This window comes from Bacillus sp. L381, from assembly GCF_030284525.1.
Classification (GTDB): Bacteria; Bacillota; Bacilli; order Bacillales; family Bacillaceae; genus Bacillus; species Bacillus amyloliquefaciens.
Map to the genome: position 1 here is coordinate 3,654,171 of NZ_CP127224.1, position 21,680 is coordinate 3,675,850.

Annotated in this window: 18 protein-coding genes and 3 riboswitches; of the genes, 7 read left to right on the plus strand and 11 right to left on the minus strand. The window is 47.0% G+C overall.

All coding sequences use genetic code 11. The features are described 5' to 3' along the window. Window positions 1-9 precede the first annotated feature (9 nt). The 5 genes from QRX25_RS18765 to QRX25_RS18785 form a co-directional block, all read right to left on the minus strand. On the minus strand, window positions 10-840 hold the full coding sequence (locus QRX25_RS18765) for an NAD(P)H-hydrate dehydratase (protein WP_212099818.1): 831 nt from the start codon (window positions 838-840) through the stop codon (window positions 10-12). Window positions 841-930: 90 nt separating this feature from the next. After that, window positions 931-2,661: a thiol reductant ABC exporter subunit CydC gene (gene cydC, locus QRX25_RS18770; protein WP_212099821.1), complete on the minus strand. Its 1,731-nt coding sequence runs from the start codon at window positions 2,659-2,661 to the stop codon at window positions 931-933. Then, window positions 2,658-4,361: a thiol reductant ABC exporter subunit CydD gene (cydD, locus tag QRX25_RS18775; RefSeq protein WP_115996510.1), complete on the minus strand. Its 1,704-nt coding sequence runs from the start codon at window positions 4,359-4,361 to the stop codon at window positions 2,658-2,660. Before cydD ends, cydC begins: the two co-directional genes overlap by 4 nt. Continuing rightward, window positions 4,361-5,377 carry a cytochrome d ubiquinol oxidase subunit II gene (cydB, locus tag QRX25_RS18780; RefSeq protein ID WP_115996508.1) on the minus strand — a complete coding sequence of 339 codons (1,017 nt, stop codon included), beginning with the start codon at window positions 5,375-5,377 and terminating at the stop codon, window positions 4,361-4,363. The genes cydD and cydB overlap by 1 nt, the downstream gene beginning before the upstream one ends. Continuing rightward, window positions 5,361-6,767 carry a cytochrome ubiquinol oxidase subunit I gene (locus QRX25_RS18785; RefSeq protein WP_212099824.1) on the minus strand — a complete coding sequence of 469 codons (1,407 nt, stop codon included), beginning with the start codon at window positions 6,765-6,767 and terminating at the stop codon, window positions 5,361-5,363. The genes cydB and QRX25_RS18785 overlap by 17 nt, the downstream gene beginning before the upstream one ends. A gap of 500 nt (window positions 6,768-7,267) precedes the next feature. Here QRX25_RS18785 and cimH point away from each other — a divergent pair, with 500 nt between their 5' ends. Next, window positions 7,268-8,611: a citrate/malate transporter CimH gene (gene cimH, locus QRX25_RS18790; protein WP_115996504.1), complete on the plus strand. Its 1,344-nt coding sequence runs from the start codon at window positions 7,268-7,270 to the stop codon at window positions 8,609-8,611. A gap of 35 nt (window positions 8,612-8,646) precedes the next feature. Here cimH and QRX25_RS18795 read toward each other — a convergent pair whose 3' ends face one another. The 4 genes from QRX25_RS18795 to QRX25_RS18810 all read right to left on the minus strand — a co-directional run bounded on the left by QRX25_RS18795 (window position 8,647) and on the right by QRX25_RS18810 (window position 12,701). Next, window positions 8,647-9,489 carry a polysaccharide deacetylase family protein gene (locus QRX25_RS18795; protein ID WP_212099827.1) on the minus strand — a complete coding sequence of 281 codons (843 nt, stop codon included), beginning with the start codon at window positions 9,487-9,489 and terminating at the stop codon, window positions 8,647-8,649. Between the two features lie 99 nt (window positions 9,490-9,588). Beyond that, window positions 9,589-10,689, minus strand: a complete 1,101-nt coding sequence (locus QRX25_RS18800; protein WP_065982678.1) for an ABC transporter ATP-binding protein — start codon at window positions 10,687-10,689, stop codon at window positions 9,589-9,591. Between the two features lie 118 nt (window positions 10,690-10,807). Then, window positions 10,808-11,701, minus strand: a complete 894-nt coding sequence (locus tag QRX25_RS18805) for a PucR family transcriptional regulator (RefSeq protein ID WP_115996501.1) — start codon at window positions 11,699-11,701, stop codon at window positions 10,808-10,810. Window positions 11,702-11,864: 163 nt separating this feature from the next. Further along, window positions 11,865-12,701 (minus strand): YitT family protein, encoded by an 837-nt coding sequence (locus tag QRX25_RS18810; RefSeq protein ID WP_003150818.1) that lies wholly within the window; start codon window positions 12,699-12,701, stop codon window positions 11,865-11,867. Window positions 12,702-12,767: 66 nt separating this feature from the next. After that, a riboswitch (guanidine-I (ykkC/yxkD leader) is annotated at window positions 12,768-12,869 on the minus strand. A gap of 346 nt (window positions 12,870-13,215) precedes the next feature. Here QRX25_RS18810 and QRX25_RS18815 point away from each other — a divergent pair. Then, window positions 13,216-13,755, plus strand: a complete 540-nt coding sequence (locus QRX25_RS18815) for a DUF4352 domain-containing protein (protein WP_212101811.1) — start codon at window positions 13,216-13,218, stop codon at window positions 13,753-13,755. Window positions 13,756-13,801: 46 nt separating this feature from the next. On the opposite strand, the gene galE is transcribed toward QRX25_RS18815, so the two are convergent. Continuing rightward, on the minus strand, window positions 13,802-14,818 hold the full coding sequence (galE, locus tag QRX25_RS18820) for a UDP-glucose 4-epimerase GalE (RefSeq protein WP_115996499.1): 1,017 nt from the start codon (window positions 14,816-14,818) through the stop codon (window positions 13,802-13,804). Window positions 14,819-15,029: 211 nt separating this feature from the next. On the opposite strand from galE, the gene pepT reads away from it, so the two are divergent. The 4 genes from pepT (at window position 15,030) to QRX25_RS18840 (ending at window position 18,971) form a co-directional block, all read left to right on the plus strand. Beyond that, a complete protein-coding gene (gene pepT, locus QRX25_RS18825; protein ID WP_088613690.1) occupies window positions 15,030-16,262 on the plus strand; it encodes a peptidase T in 1,233 nt (410 codons plus the stop codon). 576 nt (window positions 16,263-16,838) lie between these two features. Next, window positions 16,839-17,006 (plus strand): hypothetical protein, encoded by a 168-nt coding sequence (locus QRX25_RS18830; protein WP_003150808.1) that lies wholly within the window; start codon window positions 16,839-16,841, stop codon window positions 17,004-17,006. A gap of 102 nt (window positions 17,007-17,108) precedes the next feature. Then, window positions 17,109-17,585: an LURP-one-related/scramblase family protein gene (locus QRX25_RS18835; protein WP_071347354.1), complete on the plus strand. Its 477-nt coding sequence runs from the start codon at window positions 17,109-17,111 to the stop codon at window positions 17,583-17,585. Between the two features lie 84 nt (window positions 17,586-17,669). Continuing rightward, a riboswitch (SAM riboswitch) is annotated at window positions 17,670-17,756 on the plus strand. Between the two features lie 78 nt (window positions 17,757-17,834). Continuing rightward, window positions 17,835-18,971, plus strand: coding sequence for a 5-methyltetrahydropteroyltriglutamate--homocysteine S-methyltransferase (locus QRX25_RS18840; protein WP_212099829.1), 1,137 nt, complete (start codon window positions 17,835-17,837; stop codon window positions 18,969-18,971). A gap of 34 nt (window positions 18,972-19,005) precedes the next feature. On the opposite strand, the gene QRX25_RS18845 is transcribed toward QRX25_RS18840, so the two are convergent. Further along, entirely contained in the window at window positions 19,006-19,887 is an 882-nt protein-coding gene (locus QRX25_RS18845; RefSeq protein ID WP_212099832.1) for a methyltransferase domain-containing protein, read from the minus strand. 361 nt (window positions 19,888-20,248) lie between these two features. Continuing rightward, window positions 20,249-20,349, plus strand: a riboswitch (purine riboswitch). A gap of 135 nt (window positions 20,350-20,484) precedes the next feature. On the opposite strand from QRX25_RS18845, the gene QRX25_RS18850 reads away from it, so the two are divergent. Next, window positions 20,485-21,678 carry a NupC/NupG family nucleoside CNT transporter gene (locus tag QRX25_RS18850; RefSeq protein WP_212099835.1) on the plus strand — a complete coding sequence of 398 codons (1,194 nt, stop codon included), beginning with the start codon at window positions 20,485-20,487 and terminating at the stop codon, window positions 21,676-21,678. Window positions 21,679-21,680: the final 2 nt, after the last annotated feature.

Genomic DNA, 21,680 nt, shown 5'->3' on the forward strand with positions numbered 1-21,680 from the left:
GCCTCTTCTTTATTCATACTGTTTCCACACCCGCGGCAGCAGTTCAGAAAGTTCGTGCGCCAATAAGGTGTGGGCGGAGCGCTCTTTCGTCCATAATTCCGCACAGGCGCCGTGAAGGCGGACGGCGTTCAATACGGCATGCTTCGGGTCTTGATGACAGCACAGCATACCGAGGATCATCCCCGTCAGCGTGTCGCCGGTCCCGCCTTTTGCCAGCGCGCCGTTTCCGGTTGTATTCCTGCGGCACTCCCCATCGGGAAAAGCGATAATGGTTTCGTTTCCTTTCAGGACAATCGTGACATGAAGCCGCTCAGCCCACTCCGCGGCATATGCGGCTCTGTTCTGCTGAATCTCTTGAATCGGAAGGCCTGTCATTCTGGAAAATTCGCCGGGATGAGGCGTCAAGATCACCGGGGCTTCCCTCTTTGGATAGGTTCTTTTCGTAATGGCGCCCGCGTCCAGTATGACGGGATAATCGGCAGAAAGCAGCTGGTCAGCCGCCTGCTGCACTTCATCCGTTTGCGGGAGTCCCGGCCCGATGGCTGCGGCCCGGATGGTTTCTTCAGGCTGGCCGTCCGCGGCTTTTTTCCAGCCGTCACGCCAGTACGTCGCTTCCGGCAGCACCGGGACGATGAGCGGGATGACGCTTGCCGATGTACCGATGACAAGCTTGCCGACACCGCTTCTCATCGCGCCCAATCCGGCCAGAAGGGCGGCTCCCGGCATGTCATCGCTCCCTGCCAGCAATAACGCCGTCCCGAACGTTCCTTTATGGCTGTCTGCGTCCCGTTTCGGCAGTGTGTCTTTCACATCCTGTTCCGTCCAATCCAATATATTCATCTCTGTACCTCCTCTTCTGTCTCCTATTTATATTCCAAATCAGGAGCGGTTTTAAACCGCACAAAAAAACAGCCGCTCATTTGCGGCTGTTTATGTTCTGATCGGAACGTCAAGACGGTAAAGCTTCCGGTACCGTTCGTTTTCTGCAAGTAGCTCTTGATGGGTTCCTTCCATTTCTGCTTTTCCATTTTCTAAAAAGACGATTTTATCAGCTGTTTCCACACCTGCTAAGTGGTGTGTGATCCAGAGAATCGTTTTCTCTTTAAAGACGTCAAAAATGGTCTCAAGCAAGTCACGTTCGGTGACCGCATCAAGGCCGACCGTCGGTTCATCAAGGATAATGACCGCCGTATCCTGAAGCAGAATACGGGCAAGCGCGATCCGCTGCCGTTCCCCGCCGGAGAAACGAATCCCCGTCTCCTGCACGGACGTTTCATACCCGTCAGGCAGTGATTCAATATAATCGTGCAGCTTCACTTGCCGCGCCGCACGCCTGACATCTTCATCACTCGCCTTGCCGTTTCCGAGACGGATATTGTTCATAATGCTCGTATTAAAGAGATGAGGCTTCTGATTCAAAACGGCTACCGCTGAGGAAATCTGATCCTGTACGGCCGCAGTTTCCAGCCCGTTCAGCGTCACTTTGCCCGAATCGGGAAGTAAGGCGCCCTCAATTAAAGCGAGAGAGGTCGACTTACCGGAGCCGCTCCTGCCGAGCAGCGCCATTTTTTCACCTTGGCGGAGAGTGAAGGAAAAACGGTCAAGCACATGACTGTGCTGATCATAAGAAAATGTCACGTTATCAAATGTCAGTGTCACATCAGTTACATCCAGTTTCTCACCTGACTGCTTTACCTCACGCCCCCGCAGCTCCGGAGCCGCCTTACTCATTCTGCTGATGGAATCCTGATAAGAAGGCACTTCCGTCAGCGCATCCGAAAGGGGCAGAAAAGCCTCCGTCAATGGAAATACGACGAGCACAAAGGCCGCGATCATCGTGTTGGCGATGCTGCCGTCCGCATACTGACCCGCCGTCCAGAACAGCATGATCAATATGAAACCGCCGACAAGACATTGCGCAGCGAGGTCACGCAGTCTCGTAAAGCGCTGACGTTTGCTCTCAAGGTCAAACCATGCCTTTTCTTTCTCTTCATAAGAGGAGATAAAGGCGGCCTGACGTCCCGAAAACATCCAGTCGCTCACGCCGAGCACGGCATCTGTCAGCCGGCTGTAGAGCGTATTCCGGCCGCTTTTCAGCCTCATGTTTTTCGCTCTCGTCACTAGAAGCGATACAACCGGAAATAATACAACCAATACAAACAGGTAAATCGCCGCAAAAGCGGCAAACGGCCAGGAAAAGAAGCCGAGCCCGATAACGGATGCCGCATACAGCAGCAAAGCGGAAACCGCCGGGAAAATCGTTTTCAAAAACGCATCCTGCAAATGCTCAATATCCTCAGCCAAAATGCCGAGCATGTCGCCCGTCCTGAAACGGGAGGAGAGCATGAGCGAGGCCGGCTCCAGCATATTGTAAAGCCGCACCCGCATGTCAGACACGATTTTCAAAATGATATGGTGCCCCGTCAGACGCTCAGCATATCGGGACACTGAACGGGCAATCCCGAAGGTGCGCACGGCCACAATCGGAACGTATACGAGCAGGATATTCTCAGGCCTTGTCGCCGACTTTGAGATCAAAAAACCGGAAGTGAACATGAGAAAGGCCGCCGAAAAAATCGTCACTGCGCCTAAAAAAATCACAAGAACAAACAAACGGGCATTTTGCTTAATATACGGCAGAATCCATTCTTCTTTCCTCATGTTCTTTCCCCCAGTTGCGCCTTTACAAGTTTGGCGTATACGCCTTGTTTTGCCATCAATTCGTCATGGGTGCCGATTTCCGCCACCGCGCCGTGATCAAGCACGATAATTTCGTCCATCTCAAGCATCCAGTGAAGACGGTGAGTGGCCAGAAAGACAAGCTTGTTTTCAAACAGGTCTTTCATCGTTTCTTTTATTTCATATTCTGTTTCAATATCAAGGTGAGCGGTCGGCTCATCCAAAAGGAGAATCGGCCGGTTCCCCAGGAAGGCTCTGGCCAGCGCGACACGCTGAGCCTGCCCTCCGCTGAGCGCCCGTCCGCCTTCTCCGATCCGGCCGTCAAGGCCGCCGGGCAGATCACGGATCAGGTCGGAAAGACCCGCCGAAGCGGCGGCGCGCGCCGTTTCCTCACGGGAAGCATCAGGATGATAAAACCGGATATTATTCAAAAGCGTGTCATCAAAAATATACGGATGCTGCGGAATATAAAGCAGCTGCTTCTGCCAGCTGTCCGACTGCAGATGTGAGCGGGATTCACAGTTTACCTTGATCTCACCGGACGCAGGCTCTAAAAAGCCGCCCAGCACATCAATAAGTGTCGATTTTCCCGCACCGCTTTCACCGATAATCCCGATTTTCTTCTTCCCTTTAAAGGCCAGATTAAATTCAGACATCGATTCACGGACGGACAAACGCGTAAGCTGTAATTCGTCCCCGTCAGTCCACGTATCAAGTTCGAGCGGCTTTTCTTCTTTAAAACCGGGCTGCGCCAAAATCGCTTGAATCGTTTTTCCAGCCTCCTGCCCGTTTAATGTCGCGTGGTAGTCATTTCCCACCTCGCGGACCGGGAGAAAATATTCAGGGGCGAGAATCAGCGCGGTCAATGCCGGACCGAGAAGAATATGCCCGTCTATCAGCCGTAAGCCGAGAAACACCGCAACTGTCGCCACCGACAGCATCGTAAAGAAATCAAGGGCGAATGATGATAAAAACGCGACCCGAAGCGTGCTCATCGTCGCCTTACGGTATCTCTCACTGACATGAAAGATATTTTTGCTGTGTGATTTGCTTAAACCTAAAAACCGCAATGTCTCCAGTCCGCGGAGCGAATCCACGAAATGATTGGAAAGCGCCTGATAGGACTTCCATTGGCGATCGGCTTTTTTCTGCGCGACAAGCCCGAGCAGAATCATAAATACAATCAAAATCGGAAGCGCCAGAATCAAAATCAAAGCCGATGTTTTATCCTGAAAAAACACGTAAATGACAACGGCTGCCGGCACAATCGCCATGCTGACCATTTTCGGCAGAAACAGCTCTAAATAGCGGCGGAACTGGCTGATGCCTTCCATCGCCAGCGTTACCATCCGGCCCGTCCCCTCTTTTTTCGCAAAGCGGGGTCCGAGACGGAACAATTGCTCAAGAAATCTTTTTCTTAAGTCCGCGCCGGTTTGAGCGGCATATTGGTACACGATTTTCTGCCGAACCGCTGTCACCGCATGCCGGACCAAAAACGCAAGCAGGAAAAAGCCGATAACCGGATAAAGAGAAGCAATCCGCTTCCCGTTAAATAACCCGGTTACCGCCTGGCTCAGCCATTCCGCCTGCAAGATAATGGCGGCCGTTTGTATAATCGTTAATCCCGTAATGATCGCAAGAATCCGCTTCATTCCTTTATAAAGAAACAGGTCTTTTCCCATTAATAAGTCATAGGCTCCTTATGGCTGACGCGTTTCCGGAAGACATAGTAGCTCCAGATTTGACTGCCGATGACAAACGGCAGCAGAGTCAGTGCGGCAATTGTCATGACCTTAAGTGAATAATCACCGGAAGACGCGTTAGCTACTGTTAAGTCATACGCGCTTTTCAGCGAGCTGACCATGACGCGCGGGAACAATGAGATGAAAATCATCGCGACTGTTAACGCAAGTCCCGCACCGGTCATACCGAATGCCCAGCCGTCTTTTTTCTTGCTCATAAACAGAACGGCAAGCAAGTTGCAGATGACAATCAGCACGAACACGGGGATCGTGATGTTTGCCCGGCGTGTAAACATATCCGTGTCGTATGCAGACATCGCAAAGAAAGCAAGTACAACAAGAAAGATAACACCAATTACGCGTTTTGCCATTTTTCTCGCACGCTCCTGTAAATCACCGATCGTGCGCAGTGTAATAAACATTAAACCGTGCAGGAATGAAAGAAGGGTGACCGCGGCTCCGCCAAGAACGGAATACACGTTCACAATATCTGAAAATCCAGCATGCATATTCATATGGCCGTCAATCGGCATGCCGCGGAACATGCTTGTGAAAATAAGGCCGAATACAAACGGCGGGATAAGGCTGCCGAAGAAAACCACCCAGTCCCATGTTTTGACCCATTTCAAATGATTCACTTTCCCGCGGAATTCAAATGCCACACCGCGGCCCATCAAGGCAAGAAGGATGATGATAAACGGAATGTAATATCCGCTCAGCATCGTCGCATACCAGTTCGGGAATGCCGCGAAAATCGCTCCCGTCCCTGTCAGCAGCCATACCTCATTCGCATCCCAGAACGGGCCGATGGTGTTAATCAGCACTCTGCGTTCTAATTCATTATGGCCAAGAAATCGGGTCGAAATGCCGACACCGAAATCAAAACCTTCTAAAAAGAAAAATCCGACAAACAAAACCGAAACGAGTATAAACCAAAGATCATGAAGTGACCCCATGGTAGACCTCCTGACTGAACGGATCTGTTGATACAGGAACATCCTTGTGATCATCATGGTCCGCACCTTTTTTAATTTCACGAACGAATAGGAAGACAAGCAGCGTGCCTAAAATCAAGTACATGACGCCGAAGCCGATAATTGAAAACAGCAGAGATCCCGTCGTTACGTTAGGCGAAACGGATTGTGCGGTCGTCATTTGCCCCATGACCGTCCACGGCTGGCGGCCGATTTCAGTCATAATCCATCCGGCAGAGTTCGCAATGAATGGGAATGCGATCAGCGCGACCATACCGCGTAAGTACCACTTGCTCGTATGAAGCTTTTTGCGGCGGTTCAGAATAAAACCGGCAATCGCGGCAAAAATCATAAGCGCGCCCGCTCCCGCCATAATGCGGAAACTCCAGAACGTCGTTTTAACAGGCGGGATATAGTCGTCTTTTCCGTACGTTTTTTCGTATTCTTTTTGAAGTGTTTTCATCCCTTTAACACTGCCGCTGAACTTCTGATAAGCCAAGTAGCTCAGTGCGTAAGGAATTGAAATTTCAGATGTGTTTTTTTCTTTATTCGTATCAATGTTCGCAAAAGCCGTCCACGCGGCAGGATCACCGCTGTCATCCCAAAGCGCTTCACTGGCAGCCATTTTCATCGGCTGCGATTCCATTAAATGCTCAGCCTGCATATGTCCGCTGAACGCAACGCCGATACCGGCGATCAGGCCGACAATCATCGAAAGCTTGAACGATTTATGGAAGAAAGGCACTTCTTTTTTCTTCAATAATTTAAACGCGCTGACACCGGCGACAAAGAAAGCACCCGTTGCAAGCGCTCCGAAAATGACGTGAGGGAATTCGACCCAAAGCTGAGGGTTTGTCAAAAGCGCCCCGAAATCACTCATTTCCGCGCGGCCATTTTTAATCGTAAAGCCGACCGGCTCCTGCATGAATGAGTTTGCCGTCAAAATCCAGAAAGATGACATAATCGTTCCGAAGGATACAAGCCAAATGCAGAGCAAATGCACTTTTTTAGATAAACGGTCCCAGCCGAAAATCCATAATCCGATAAAAATAGACTCCATAAAAAACGCCAAAAGCGCTTCAACCGCAAGCGGAGCTCCAAATACGTCTCCGACAAAGCGGGAATAATCAGACCAGTTCAAGCCGAACTGAAATTCCTGAAGAATCCCTGTGACGACGCCGACAGCGAAGTTAATTAAAAAGAGATGCCCCCAAAATTTAGCCATTTTGAGATAGGTCTCTTGTTTTTTGACAACATAAAGCGTCTCCATCAAAGCAACCATAAACACAAGCCCGATAGACATAGGCACAAACAAGAAGTGAAACAATGTTGTAGATGCAAATTGAATGCGGGCTAAAACCAACTCACTCATGATGTTTTTCCTCCAATCTGGTAAATTGCTCAACATTTCACAAACACAACAAAATCAATGCTCGCTATTTCACAAAGATTGATATATTTGCTCAACGTTTCACAAGTTTGTCAAAACTAATGAATTATCAGCCTGTACACCCTGGGGGCAGCGGCTGTCATAGAAATGATTCAATATCATTACTTTACAACGATTCGGCCTAAAAAAAAAGATCAATATACCTAAAAATAGGCTGAAATTGTGACCGATTATTGTCGAATTTATAAAGAATTTATGTCAGCATCTAGGATATTTGTCCCTTTTATATCGTACCTCTTTTTTATTCGTGTGGCGAATAAAATGCTTTATGCAATGAAAAAGGCCGTCAGATCGCCTTTTTGAGAAAGAAAACGAAGAAAAAGTATACCCACTAGTAAATTCATAATATATGAACAATTTAAATTTTTTAGTATACTTTAAATGGGGGATTTTTTCACTACATAACGACTGGGGGAACAATCATGGGAGAACTTCAACCAAATTTGCAAACGGAATCAATCCAAAAACAGGAACGGACTGATAACTGGTTTGCCAGAGCAATGAATATAAGAATCGGCATTATTCCACTTCCTATCTATATCCTGCTGTTCTTGCTCATTACGGTGTTTGTCATGAGCCGCGATGTAAAAAGCGACATCCTGACATCGATTGCCGTCATGAGTTTTTTCGGATTTACCTTCGGCCAGATCGGAAAATCCATTCCGATCGTGCGTTCCATCGGCGGCCCTGCGATCCTCGCAACCTTTATTCCGTCCGCAGTCGTCTACTACCACCTGCTTCCGAAAGACATTATTACTTCAACAACAGAATTCACGGAAAGCTCTAACTTTCTCTATCTATTTATTGCCGGTATCGTCGTCGGCAGTATTCTCGGGATGAAAAGAGAGACGCTCGTTAAGGCTTTCGTCAAGATTTTTATTCCGCTTATCGCCGGCTCGATCGCAGCCGCCATCGTCGGCTTATGCGTCGGGACCCTGCTCGGCCTCGGCTTTCAGCACACGCTGCTTTATATTGTCGTCCCGATTATGGCTGGAGGTGTCGGTGAAGGCGCGATTCCTTTATCCATCGGCTACTCCGATATTATGCCGATGTCCCAGGGAGACGCCTTTGCGCTTGTGCTGCCGTCCATCATGCTCGGAAGCCTGTGCGCCATTATGTTATCGGGTCTGCTGAATGTCATCGGGAAACGCAAACCGGAATGGACGGGCAACGGGAAGGTTGATAAGTCTGATCAGAACGCTCCTGCATTGGAACAGCCGGCCAGTGACAAAACGTTTGATTTGTCCTTTTTCGCTTCCGGAGGCATTTTAGCGGTTTCCTTATATTTGGTCGGCATGCTGGCGCATGATTTCTTTCAGCTTCCGGCTCCTGTCGTGATGCTCGTCCTTGCCGTGCTTATTAAGCTGTTCAGGCTGGCGCCGGCCTCGATTGAAAACGGAGCCTTCGGCGTCTCGCGTTTTTTCTCGACAGCCGTGACCTATCCGCTCTTATTTGCGATCGGCGTTTCAATGACACCATGGGACAAGCTCATTGCGGCGTTTACTATCAGCAACATCATTACTATTTTATCTATCGTCGTCACGATGATGGCCGTCGGTTTCCTGACCGGAAAATGGCTGAACCTGTACCCGATTGAGACGGCGATTATTAACGCCTGCCATTCCGGACAGGGCGGCACCGGCGATGTCGCGATCTTAAGCGCTGCTGAACGGCTTGAGCTTATGCCGTTTGCCCAAGTGTCCACCAGAATCGGCGGGGCGATTACCGTGAGCGTCACCCTTCTATTGCTTCATCAATTCTATTAAACGGAAAAAAGCCTCCGCTATATGCGGAGGCTCTGTCAGTTCATCACATTTTGAATATAAGAGCCGAATGCCGCGCCGGACATGCCAGGCGACACACGTACTCGGTGAAGCGCGTAAAGCCCCTGATCTCTTGATGCCGCACCCGGCTCCGTCGTGACCGCCATACGGTAGCCTGATGCAGCGGCGGCTTTTAATGTTTCCTTATTATACCGTCCGACAGGATAGCTGAGCACAGACGTCCGCTGCCCGAACATTCGATCAAATAAATGCTTGGAATCCGCCATTTCACGGCGCTGCTGCTCTGGTGTGAGTCCGTTCAACTCAAGATGGTTCATCGTATGGCTCTGAATGGAAATGCCGTGTGCGGCCATCTCCTTCATCTGCTTCTCAGTCAGATGATTTTTATGTCCGATAAAATTTCCGATCATAAAGATGGTTGCTTTCATCTTATATTTCTTTAAAATCGGATACGCCTCTTTTACATTGTCGGTATAGCCGTCATCAAATGTGATCAGAACGCATTTTTCACGCGGCTCTCTATCCTCCGTCAGCATCAGATAGGCTTCTTCCGGAGTCATCGTATAATAGCCGTGATCATGAAGCCATTTCATATGCTGCCGGAATTCTTCCTTCGGCACACGCAGGCTGTTCCCCTCTGAAATGCTGTGGTACATCAGAATCGGCAGTCTCGCCGTTCCTTTCGTTTTAACCCATTCCGACGTATCCGGCTCTTTTTTTATTTGCGGCTGTACGGACTTTTTTTCGTGGTGCCCTTCCGCCTTCGGAATGCTCTGTTCGGCACTTGCCTCATGGCCCGAGCAGGCGGCAAGCGTAAACACGGCAGCCAAAAGGCACATGCACATGATGATGCGTTTCATGGTTTTCCTGCTTTCTGTCTTATATTTACTTTTTATATCGGTTATGCTGATAAAATTGTTACATCAAAAAAGCCGGACATCCAGCTGTCCGGCTTTGTGTTATGAGCGGATTCTGATTTCTGTTTCACTGTCAAAGAAGTGGGCTTTATTCATGTCGAAAGCGACAGTCAATTCCTCACCGGCATGAATGTCATGGCGGGCGTCAATCCGAGCGATGAAATCCTGATCCCCGATCCGGGAATAAACCATAATTTCTGACCCGAGTAATTCCGCGACATTGATTTTAGCTGTGATGGATGAATTCTTATAGGATTCTACCACAATCAGCTCGTCATGTATGTCTTCCGGACGGATTCCGAAGATGACATCTTTGCCGGCATAGCCTTTTTCCCGGAGCATTTTCATTTTTCCTTCCGGCACGCTGAGAGCGGCTGAACCGATCTGAATGGCGCCGTCTGTCAGTCTTCCTTTAAAAAAGTTCATAGCGGGGGAGCCAATAAACCCTCCGACAAATACGTTTTCCGGATGTTCATAGACTTCTTTCGGCGTGCCGATCTGCTGAATCTTTCCGTCCTTCATGACCACAATGCGTGTCGCCATCGTCAGCGCTTCGGTTTGGTCGTGAGTCACATAGATTGTGGTTGTTTGCAGCCTTTGATGGAGCTTAATAATTTCAGCCCGCATCTGCACCCGAAGCTTTGCGTCCAGATTTGACAGCGGCTCATCCATCAGAAATACTTTGGCGTCCCTGACAATCGCCCGTCCTAAAGCAACCCGCTGCCGCTGTCCGCCGGAGAGCGCCTTCGGTTTGCGGTGCAGATACTCTGTGAGTCCCAGCATTTTCGCTGCTTCTTCGACCCGTTTTTTAATCTCCGGTTTCGGCATTTTTCTCAGCTTCAAACCAAAAGCAATATTATCATAGACTGTCATATGCGGATATAACGCATAGTTTTGAAACACCATGGCGATATCCCTGTCTTTAGGAGCGATGTCATTCACTCTCGTATCACCGATGTAAAAATCGCCTTTCGTGATGTCCTCCAGCCCGGCAACCATCCGCAGGGTTGTCGACTTTCCGCACCCCGACGGACCGACAAACACGATAAACTCTTTATCTTTAATATGAAGGTTAAAATCATCGACAGCCGCTTCTTTTTGATCGTAATACTTATAAATATGCTCCAGCCGAAGTTCCGCCATGTCATATCCCCCTTTGATTGCAAACGCTTTCTCAAATAGGATTGTAACAGCGTCCGGCGGCGGCGTGTATGGGCAATGTACATAAAAAAAGTCCGCTGCCTTCGTGCATATTTCCCATTTAATGTGACTTTTCATACTGCAGGCAAATAAAATAAGCCAGCAGGGCGCCCCGATATGTCTTAATATCAATACCCGAGCGTTCCGCAAATTTATCAACACGATATTGAAGACTGTTGCGGTGCAAATGCAGTTTTTTCGATGTGAGCGACATGTTCGAGTTATGTTCAATAAAAGTCTGAATCGTATGCTTCAGCTCCGGTTCTTTCTGAAACAGCAACGCCGCCTCTTCCTGAAGCAATGCGGAAAGCTTTTCCCTGCTTTCTTCCGTGAGCATTGCCGGAAATACCGTTTCCGCAGTCATCGTGCTCAGCTGTGGAAGATGGCGCCTGCCATTCTGAAAATATTGCTGTTCTCTCCGATAATGATGGCGCAGACGTTCCCCGGCGCCGTAATACCTTCCGATGAAAAAACGGACACTGAAATAAAAATCGGCTTCAAGAACCTTTACAAAAGATGCGATATCATCCTGATCAGGCGCTTCAAGCTTTTCTTCCTCTACAATCACGCCCTGATCCCTTCCCGTCCGGACAACTGTATACGGAACCGGCCAGAAATGGCGAAGCGCTTCCGTAAATGCCCACCAATCCCTTTCTCCCAATAAGTCATAATGGATAAAGCGAACACGAGGCTCCTTGACCTCAGGCACCAGGCCCTCTTCCAGCAGAAAACGCCACCACCTCTTTGCCGCCGCCGTCTCCGGGAAAAAAACGCCCTTCTCTTCAGCGGGTGTCAAAAACGAATCCAGAAGCAGTTTCTCCTTCTGGGTGATATCCTCCTTCGGAATGGCGACATAGACCCGCCTCTTCTCATCATAAAAACAAAAGACATCCTCCGCCGAACAGCACGTATCAGACAACACAGCCCTCGGGTAAATTGCCAATATAGGGTTCATATGCGCTCCTCTCTATCGCTCTTTCATATTTTCAGTATAAAACGTCCGGCAATTTGTATCCACTGAGTTTTACGAAACAGCTTTCCGGCTATTTCCCGGGAAACGAATCATAACCGCTTCTGCTGTATAAAAAAAACCCTCTGCACCGGCAGAGGGATCTTTTTTATTTTGAGATATCGACAAAGCCTTCACCAAAGACGTCACGCACATCATGAACAATGACAAACGCCTTTGTATCACAGCTTTTAATAATTTTCTTGAGCATGGAGAGCTCTTGCTTCTGGATGACGATATATAAAATTTCTTTTGACTGCCCCGTGTAATTTCCTTTACCCGACAGCAGCGTCACCCCTCTGTCCATAAGCGTGTTGACCTGTTCAGCGATTTCGTGCTTATGCTCAGATATAATCGTCACCGCTTTTTTCGTATTCAGACCTTCAATGATAAAGTCCATCACCTTAGTTCCGATGTAAAGCATGACAATGGTAAACATCATTTTTTCCGCGCCGATGATGAAATAAGAACTGAAGACGACAATCAGATCAAAGAACAAAAGCGCGTAGCTGATATTCCAATCGAGATATTTATTCGCAATCCTCGCCAAAATGGCAGATCCCGCAGTCGTGCCTCCGACTCGAATAATGATCCCGATTCCGACACCGGCAAACACACCCGCAAAAATAGTATTAATAATGAGTTCATGTGACGGTGAGTGCCAATCATGCGTCAGATGCAGAAACAGCGAGTTGGCGACAACGGTAATGATTGTATAAAGCGTTGTTTTTCCGTCTAAAAATTTATATCCGATGATCAATAAAATTCCGTTCAAAATGATATTCGTCACCCCTGGCGACCATTCAAACACATAGTACAAGATCAAGGTAATCCCCGTTACCCCGCCCTCTCCAAGATCATTCGGAATGGCGAATAAATTAACAGCCAATGCAAAGATAAAAGCCCCAATGATCAGCATCAGCACATCCAGCAATCTCTTTTTCATCCCAGACACTCCCTTTTTATAAAATCAAAAAAGCCCGGGGAGAGCACTCTTCATCAAAAGAGCAGAAACTCCCGGGCTTTTATCCCACCGTGTCACAGCAAAAACCTGCTGTGTGTTTTCTCTCGGTCCAGACCAATTCAGCATTGCGGAACCCTAGAAAACCACTGTTTTTTATGTTCAGTTTTTGTATTTCTTTCAAGATTATACGGGAAATCGCGATCATGTTCAACCTCTCTTTTTTCCATAAACCTATGAAAAATTCGAACGACCTGCCGATACTAATAAAGGCCCTTAAAATATATAACTAAAAAATCATTAAAATACTGTTTTTCTCAAAAATGTATTGACTGAAGGATATTTTACAGGCATTATAGTATATAGTTTTTAAGGAATAGTTTACATATGAGGAAATATTATGGCAGGCAATTTAGTGTCTTGCAAGGCATGCGGCAAAGAAATCGCTAAAGGCGTTAAAAAATGCCCGAACTGCGGTAAAGATCAGCGAAACTTTTTTATGAGGCATAAAATCATTACATTGCTTCTGGCAGTAGTGGTTATTATCATTCTCGTAAACATCGGCGGCGGAGGCGATTCTTCATCATCTAAGGTCGCATCTTCAAGTTCTGCGGAATCTAAAGAAAAACTGTATAACATCGGTGACACTGTTAAAACTGAAAAAACTGAAGTGACTCTTACAAAAGTGGAAAAAAGAGACTCAGTAGGGACACAATATATCCAGAAAAAAGCATCTGACGGAGGCGTTATCGTCGCTGTACAATACACAGTTAAAAATGTGTCAAACAAGCCGTTAAGCTCTTTCTCCATTCCGAGCGTGAAATTAGCAGATTCTAAAGGAACATCCTATGATTCAGATATTGATGCTTCTTCAAGCTATGCAACAGAAACAAAAGTGGACACCAGTAAAATTTTAAGTGACTTGAACCCGAACATTAAAGTGACTGACGTGAAAGCTTTTGAGGTTGATAAAGACGCATATGCTAAAGGCACTTGGAAATTAAAATTGAACAATAATGTTGAAGTAAAAGTTAAATAATGATCCTAACAAAAGAGACCTCCACCATTTGAAGGTCTCTTTCTTTTTACACCTTTTGATATCCGTTCACATTAGAGGATTGCCACTTCCAAGAGTCGGCGCACATTTCTTCAAGACCGCGCTTTGCTTCCCAGCCCAGTTCAGCCTTCGCTTTTGCCGGGTCGGCGAAGCATGCGGCGATGTCTCCCGGGCGCCGGGCGGCAAAACGATACGGCACTTCTTTTCCCGATACTTTTTCAAACGCTTTGACCATCTCAAGAACGCTGTAGCCTCTCCCCGTGCCGAGATTATAGGCATCAGCGCCTGTTGTGTCCAGTACCTTTTCAAGCGCTCTGACGTGCCCCTCGGCAAGGTCAACGACATGGATGTAATCCCGCACGCCTGTGCCATCCTTCGTCGGATAATCATTGCCGAACACTTGCAATTGCTCAAGCTTGCCGACAGCGACTTGGGCGACGTACGGCATTAAATTATTCGGGATGCCGTTCGGGTCTTCTCCGATCCGGCCGCTCGGATGCGCGCCGAACGGATTAAAGTAGCGGAGCAGCGCAATGCTCCATTCAGGGTCTGCCTTATGCAGGTCGCGCAAAATCTGTTCCAGCATCAGCTTTGTCTGCCCGTAAGGATTGGTCGCGCTTAACGGGAAATCCTCTGTGATCGGCGTTGTTTCCGGAACGCCGTAAACCGTCGCTGATGAACTGAAGACGATTTTTTTTATACCGTATGCCTGCATGACTTCACATAAAATAAACGTTCCCGTCAGATTATTATGATAATAACGGAGCGGAACAGCCACAGACTCACCGACCGCTTTTAATCCCGCAAAATGAATGACGGCTTCAATCTCATTTTCAGCAAATACCCGTTGAACGGCTTCACGGTCCAGAAGATCCGCTTCATAAAACACAAGCTCTTTTCCGGTAATGTCTTTCACCCGCTCCAATGCTTCCGGTGAGCTATTTGACAGATTATCCAGAACCACGATCTCATAGCCGCTGTTTAACAGCTCGACACATGTATGGCTTCCGATATAACCCGCTCCGCCTGTCACTAAAATCGCCATGAAGAAAGCCTCCCCTATTGAATGAACTGTCCATATTATATAGTTTTTTTCTTCCTCAATCATCCATTTCCAAAAAGTTTAATCGTTTAGTCATCGTTTCTTCATAATTTGTTTTCATTCGCGTAAAAAACAGAGCCTTCGATTCAAAACGGGTGGCGAAATAGAAATCCCTCCCCCGCACATGGTAAGATAAGACAAAGGAGATGACGGTATGAAAAATGAAATCATTGAACGCTTTACCTCTTATGTAAAAGTCGATACACAGTCTGACGAAAACAATGAAAACTGCCCTTCAACCCCCGGGCAGCTGACATTGGCCAACATGCTGGCGGATGAATTAAAGTCGATCGGCATGACAGAAATCACAGTCGATGACAATGGGTACGTCATGGCGACTCTTCCGGCAAATACGGATAAAGACGTGCCGACTGTCGGTTTTCTGGCTCACGTGGATACAGCGACTGATTTTACCGGAAAAAATGTGAATCCTCAGATTATTGAGAGCTATGACGGACATGATATCGTTCTGAATGACAAACTCAATGTCGTCCTTTCGCCTGAGCAATTCCCGGAGCTTTCCCGCTATAAAGGCCAGACGCTGATCACAACGGACGGCACGACGCTGCTCGGAGCCGACAACAAAGCGGGCATCGCCGAAATCATGACGGCAATGGCGTACTTGATTAAACACCCTGACATCAAACACGGCACGATCCGGGTCGCCTTCACGCCTGATGAAGAAATCGGCAGAGGCCCTCATAAATTCGATGTCGGCCGCTTCAACGCTGCATTCGCTTACACGATAGACGGCGGCCCCCTCGGCGAACTGCAATATGAAAGCTTCAACGCAGCCGCCGCTAAGCTTACTTGTTACGGAAAAAGCGTCCACCCCGGAACGGCAAAAAACAAAATGGTCAACGCTTCAAAAATCGCGATGGAATTTCATCACGCGCTGCCGAAAGAAGAAGCGCCTGAATATACGGAAGGATATGAAGGCTTCTATCACTTGCTTTCCATGAACGGCGACGTTTCTGAAGCCGCCCTGTCGTACATCATCAGAGATTTTGACAGAGACCGCTTTACAGAACGCAAAGAATATATGCAGAAAACCGCCGACGCGCTTGCGGCCAAATACGGCAAGGAAAGCATCAAGCTTGAATTGCATGATCAATACTACAATATGAGAGAAAAAATCGAACCGGTCAAAGAGATAGTCGACGTCGCATATCAAGCCATGAAAAACCTCGACATCGAACCGATTATCGAACCGATCCGGGGCGGAACCGACGGATCACAGCTCTCTTACATGGGACTGCCGACGCCGAACATCTTCACGGGCGGCCAAAACTTCCACGGAAAATATGAATACATTTCTGTCGATCATATGGAAAAGGCGGTAAACGTCATTGTTGAAATCGCCAGGCTGTTTGAAGAACGCGCGTAAAACCAAAGCCTCCTGCTTTGGTTTTTTTCTTTCACATGAAACCTTTCCTTCTTTCTTTCCGTATATAAGGTATGAAATGGAAAAAAGGAGTGAACACTATGGCAAGAGGAACTGTAGCGAAAGAATTGAAAAAAACCTTAAAAGACCCGCGCGTTTTGGAAACGAAATCAAATCCTTTTAAAAAGCTGCGGAAAATGTTCAAACGATTTTTTTAAGATAACTTCTCGTTTTCTTACAAAAAATAAAGAAAGCGCTGTCAATCTATAACCATCTGTTAGAAGCAGTTATTTTGCATATCACAGGATTTTTTGGGGTACTGAATAACACAAGGCAAACGAAAACACCGTATTAGTTAATTCGACTCTGTTAAAAAATAGTAAAAAAGTTATATAAACGATAATCACTCAGCAGCCGATACAATCTATAGAACCACAACATGAGAAAATCTCTTGCAACTTATAGTCGTTTTTACGGAAAATGTCGTTATTTTTTAAAAAAGTTACAATTGTTTGAATACTTTTCGTTTGTTTTTTCGTACAATAATAATACCAAAACTTTTTTTGGGAGGTATGTAAAATGATGCTACTTATTTTTGCTGCTTTGACAGGATACCTGGTTTTCTCTTTCAGTAAGGACAACCGCCGGAAAACGCCAAAGACAAGCCCGCTGGTGACAGCTGCCGACACGAATAACATCATTGATTTAAATGCGATCCGTCAAAAACGCCGGATGCCGCTATCATAAAAAACGACAGCTGCCGCAAAATCGGCAGCCTTTTTTTATGCACCTGTCTATATGAAACCATCCGCCTCCTTTTTACGTACAACATAAAAAAGGAGTTTTTTTATGAATCATTTTTATATCAAAGAGCGGGTGTTTACATTTAAGAATCGGTTTCAAGTGTTTCTTGAAAGCGGAAAAGAAGTCTTCAATGTGGAGGGAAAGTTGTTTTCGTTCGGCGATGAACTGAAGCTGACTGATTTGGACGGACGCACACTCGCCAGCGTCAGTCAGAAACTGATGTCGCTCGTTCCCCGTTACGAGATTTCCGTCAGCGGCAAACCTGTATGCCAAGTCATCAAGAAAGTAACGTTTTTCAAACCGAAATTTGAAATTTCCGGACTCGGCTGGGATATTACCGGCGACGTGTGGGGGCGGAATTTTCAAGTGACAGACGGAAAATCAAGCCGGATGACCGTCAGTAAAACATGGATGAGCTGGGGCGATTCCTATCATCTGCAGATTGAAAATGAAGAGGATATCGTTCTTTGTCTCGCGATCGCAATTGTGATTGATATGATTTTATTTGAGGGTGACAAATAAAAAATATTTTTCGAAATATATTGACAATTTGATAAAACATACTAAGATTAATAGTATTACAGTTTATTCTGAAAATAGCATATTTCCTTATCAAGAGAGGTGGAGGGACTGGCCCTATGATACCCGGCAACCGCTGTTCAGCAGAATGGTGCTAAATCCTGAAGATAAGGTTGAGATTTGCGGACGCAAGCTCTTCCCTATCCGAGGGAAGAGCTTTTTTATATTTCATCAGGAAAGAAGGAATCGTTCATGTCACAGCAAAACACAGAGCAACCATTGCACACTCTTCTAAGAAAAAAACCGCCGTTTCGCGCGGATCAGGTCGGAAGCCTCCTGCGGCCGGCGGCTGTGAAGCAAGCCCGTCTGCAAAGAACGGCTGATGAGATTTCGGCAGAACAGCTGCGCGAAATCGAAAACAAAGAAATCATCCGCAGTGTGGAAAAGCAGAAAGAAACCGGCCTCAATGTCGTGACAGACGGCGAATTCCGCCGTGCCTGGTGGCATTTTGATTTTCTCGAAAACTTAGACGGCGTCGAAGCGTTTACGCCTGAGAGCGGTATTCAGTTCCGCAATGTACAGACGAAAGCGCGCGGCATTAAAGTAACGGGAGATATTGATTTTTCTCAGCATCCGATGCTCGAAGATTATAAATTCCTGCACAGCATTGCCGGCGATGCCGTGCCAAAAATGACCATCCCAAGCCCGAATATGCTGTTTTTCCGCGGAAAATTGGAAAAAGCGGCGTATCAGAACGATTACAAACAATTTCAGCATGATGTATCACAAGCGTATAAGAAAGCGATTCAGGCTTTCTATGACGCCGGGTGCCGCTATCTTCAGCTCGATGATACCGCATGGGCCGTTTTCTTATCGGAAGCGGGGCTTCGCCAGATTGAAGCTTTTGGCACGACGCCGGATGAGCTGCGCAGGCTGTTCGCCGCTTCCATTAATGACGCCATCAAAGATCGTCCTGCCGATCTGAAGGTTACGATGCATATCTGCCGCGGCAACTTCCAGTCCACATGGACGGCTGAAGGCGGGTATGATGCGGCGGCGGAAACGATTTTTGACGGACTTGACCTTGACGGATTGTTCTTGGAATATGATGATTCCCGCTCCGGCGGCTTTGAACCGCTTCGTTATGTCAAACGCTCTGATCTTCAGCTTGTGCTCGGTTTGATTACGTCGAAACACGGCGAACTCGAAGACAAGGACGCGGTTAAACGCCGGATTGAAGAAGCTGCTCAATATGTCAGCCTGGATCAGCTTTGCCTCAGCCCGCAATGCGGATTCGCTTCGACTGAGGAAGGAAATCTGATCACAGAAGAACAGCAATGGGCGAAACTGCGCCATGTCGTCGACATTGCCGGTGAAGTCTGGAAATAAAAAGAAGACACGCTTACAGCGTGTCTTTTCCGTTTTACAGCGGACCGGTTCCTATTAAAATATCGATATCTATCGTAATATCAGCCGCTTTCCGGCTGATAAAGCGCTGAATGCTTTCATCAGAACATTTCCATGTTAAGGGCGTCATGTTCACAAGCAGCTCAAGATCAGTCTGCGATAAGGTCTTCGTGTAACACAGCCGCTTGCGCTCAAAGGCTTGAAAGCCGGTTTGGAAACGGCCGGCCGCGGACTCAGCGGTATCATTCCGTTCAGGACTGTCTCCGAAGAAGAATTCCCTTACTTCTTTCAAGTAATCCCGCCGCGGCACCGCTTTAATGACTGTGCCGCCCTTTCTTAAAAGCCTGCTGCATTCCTTGTAATTCCAAGGTGATAAAACAGACAGAATCACATCAAAACTGCTGTCGGCAAACGGCGTATCCGCCACATCAGCGACGGCAAAAACCTTATGATCCCCGAAGGCTTTTGCAGCTTGCAGCACACCTTCTTTCGAGATATCAATGCCGATTCCCGTCACGGAAAAAGCGGGCTGCAGCAATCTGTATACGGCGTCTAAATGGGAGCCCTCCCCGCATCCCGCGTCCAATACCGCCGCCTGTTTTCGCGGAGATTGAGTACGGGTGATGATGGCGGCGATCTCTTTTTGAACCGGCGAAAAAAACTCCCGGCTGTCAAAAAGCTCGCGTCTCGCTTCGAACAGCTGCCTGTCATAGCGGGTTTTAACCGGTTTATTGAGGAAATTCACATAGCCTTGTTTTGATATATCAAATGTATGCCCATGCCCGCATGTCAGGCTTTGATATTGCGAGACCGCCATGGCCATGCGGCATAGCGGACACCTGAATACGGACTGGCATGTGTTCAGTAATTCCGCGCGTTTTCTTTTCATAGACGTCAAAAAAAACACCTCATTCATTCGTTATTCTGATGAAATGAAAAAGGCATAGACAAATAAACCTCATCAAATTGGAAGGTTTAACCTATTTATCTATACCTCTCATTATCTGTAACGAATGTACTGAATAATCATGAAGATGCCTCTTTTCCGCCGTCTTTTGAAGGCTGTGCCCTCAGATTCATTTTATCAGCCGCGTCCCGTCTTTACAATGACCCGAACTGTTTCTGCGCGTAATTTATACCATTAAAATCCAATTACTTTTACATATCCTTTATTTTCTTTATTTATAATATAAATTTATTATTTTGAAAATATCCAAAAAGGTTGATTTTCAAAAATTGAAACGATAAAATACTGCTATCTCATGTAATATCGTTATTCTTGTATATGATCAGTAATATGGTCTGATTGTTTCTACCTAGTGCCGTAAAAGACTAGACTACAAGGAAGTTTGCATAAATTTGAACGAGTGAAAAGCATATGACGCTGTCTATTCTTTTCTTTTGGCTCTTATTTATCACACTTTCTGACTTTCAGGAATTTGTGACGAATAAGAGCTTTTTTTATTTCCATAATACCCTTATAGGAGTTGCTCACATGTACTTTTTATTGAACATTGTCGGTCTCATTGTTGTCATGGCTGTTGTTTTCTTATGTTCTCCCAACAAGAAGAAGATTAAATGGCGTCCGATTGTCATGCTCCTCGTCTTTGAGTTTCTGATTACTTGGTTTATGTTAGGGACAAAAGTCGGCGGCTTTGTCATCGGGAAGATCGGCGCGTTCTTTACATGGCTGATTTCCTGCGCCAGTCAAGGGATTGCATTTGCCTTTCCGTCTGTCATGGCGAATCCGACGGTTGATTTTTTCTTCAGCGCGCTGCTGCCGATTATCTTCGTTGTGACCTTCTTTGATATGCTGTCGTATTTCGGTATTCTGCCGTGGCTTATTGATAAAATCGGCTGGCTGATTTCTAAAATATCCCGTCTGCCGAAGCTGGAGAGCTTTTTCTCCATTCAGATGATGTTTTTAGGAAATACGGAAGCTTTAGCCGTCATCCGCCAGCAGCTTGCCGCCGTCAACAACAATCGGCTTCTGACATTCGGGCTGATGAGTATGAGCAGCATCAGCGGTTCGATCATCGGATCGTACTTGTCGATGGTTCCGTCCACTTATGTATTTACAGCGATCCCGCTGAATTGCTTAAACGCTCTTCTAATCGCAAATATGCTGAATCCTGTGGACGTTTCTAAAGAGGAAGATATTATTTACGTCCCTTCAAAAGCGGAGAAAAAAGACTTCTTCTCCACGATTTCGAACAGTATGCTAGTCGGCATGAACATGGTCATTGTTATTTTAGCGATGGTCATCGGGTATGTGGCGTTAACGGCCGCGTTAAACGGCGTGCTCGGACTGTTCATGGACGGTTTGACCATTCAAAAGATTTTCTCTTACATCTTCAGTCCGTTCGCCTTTCTTCTCGGATTAACCGGACATGACGCGATGTATGTCGCACAGCTGATGGGCATCAAGCTCGCAACGAACGAGTTTGTGGCCATGGCCGATCTGAAAGGGCAGCTGCATTCACTGCCGCCGCACACGATTGCCGTTGCGACGACGTTCCTGACATCATTCGCAAACTTCAGCACCATCGGTATGATCTACGGATCGTATCAATCTCTGCTTGATGGTGAAAAGTCAGCCATCATCGGGAAAAACGTCTGGAAGCTGCTTGTCAGCGGAATTGCCGTTTCCTTATTGAGTGCGGCGATTGTCGGATTGTTTGTCTGGTAAAC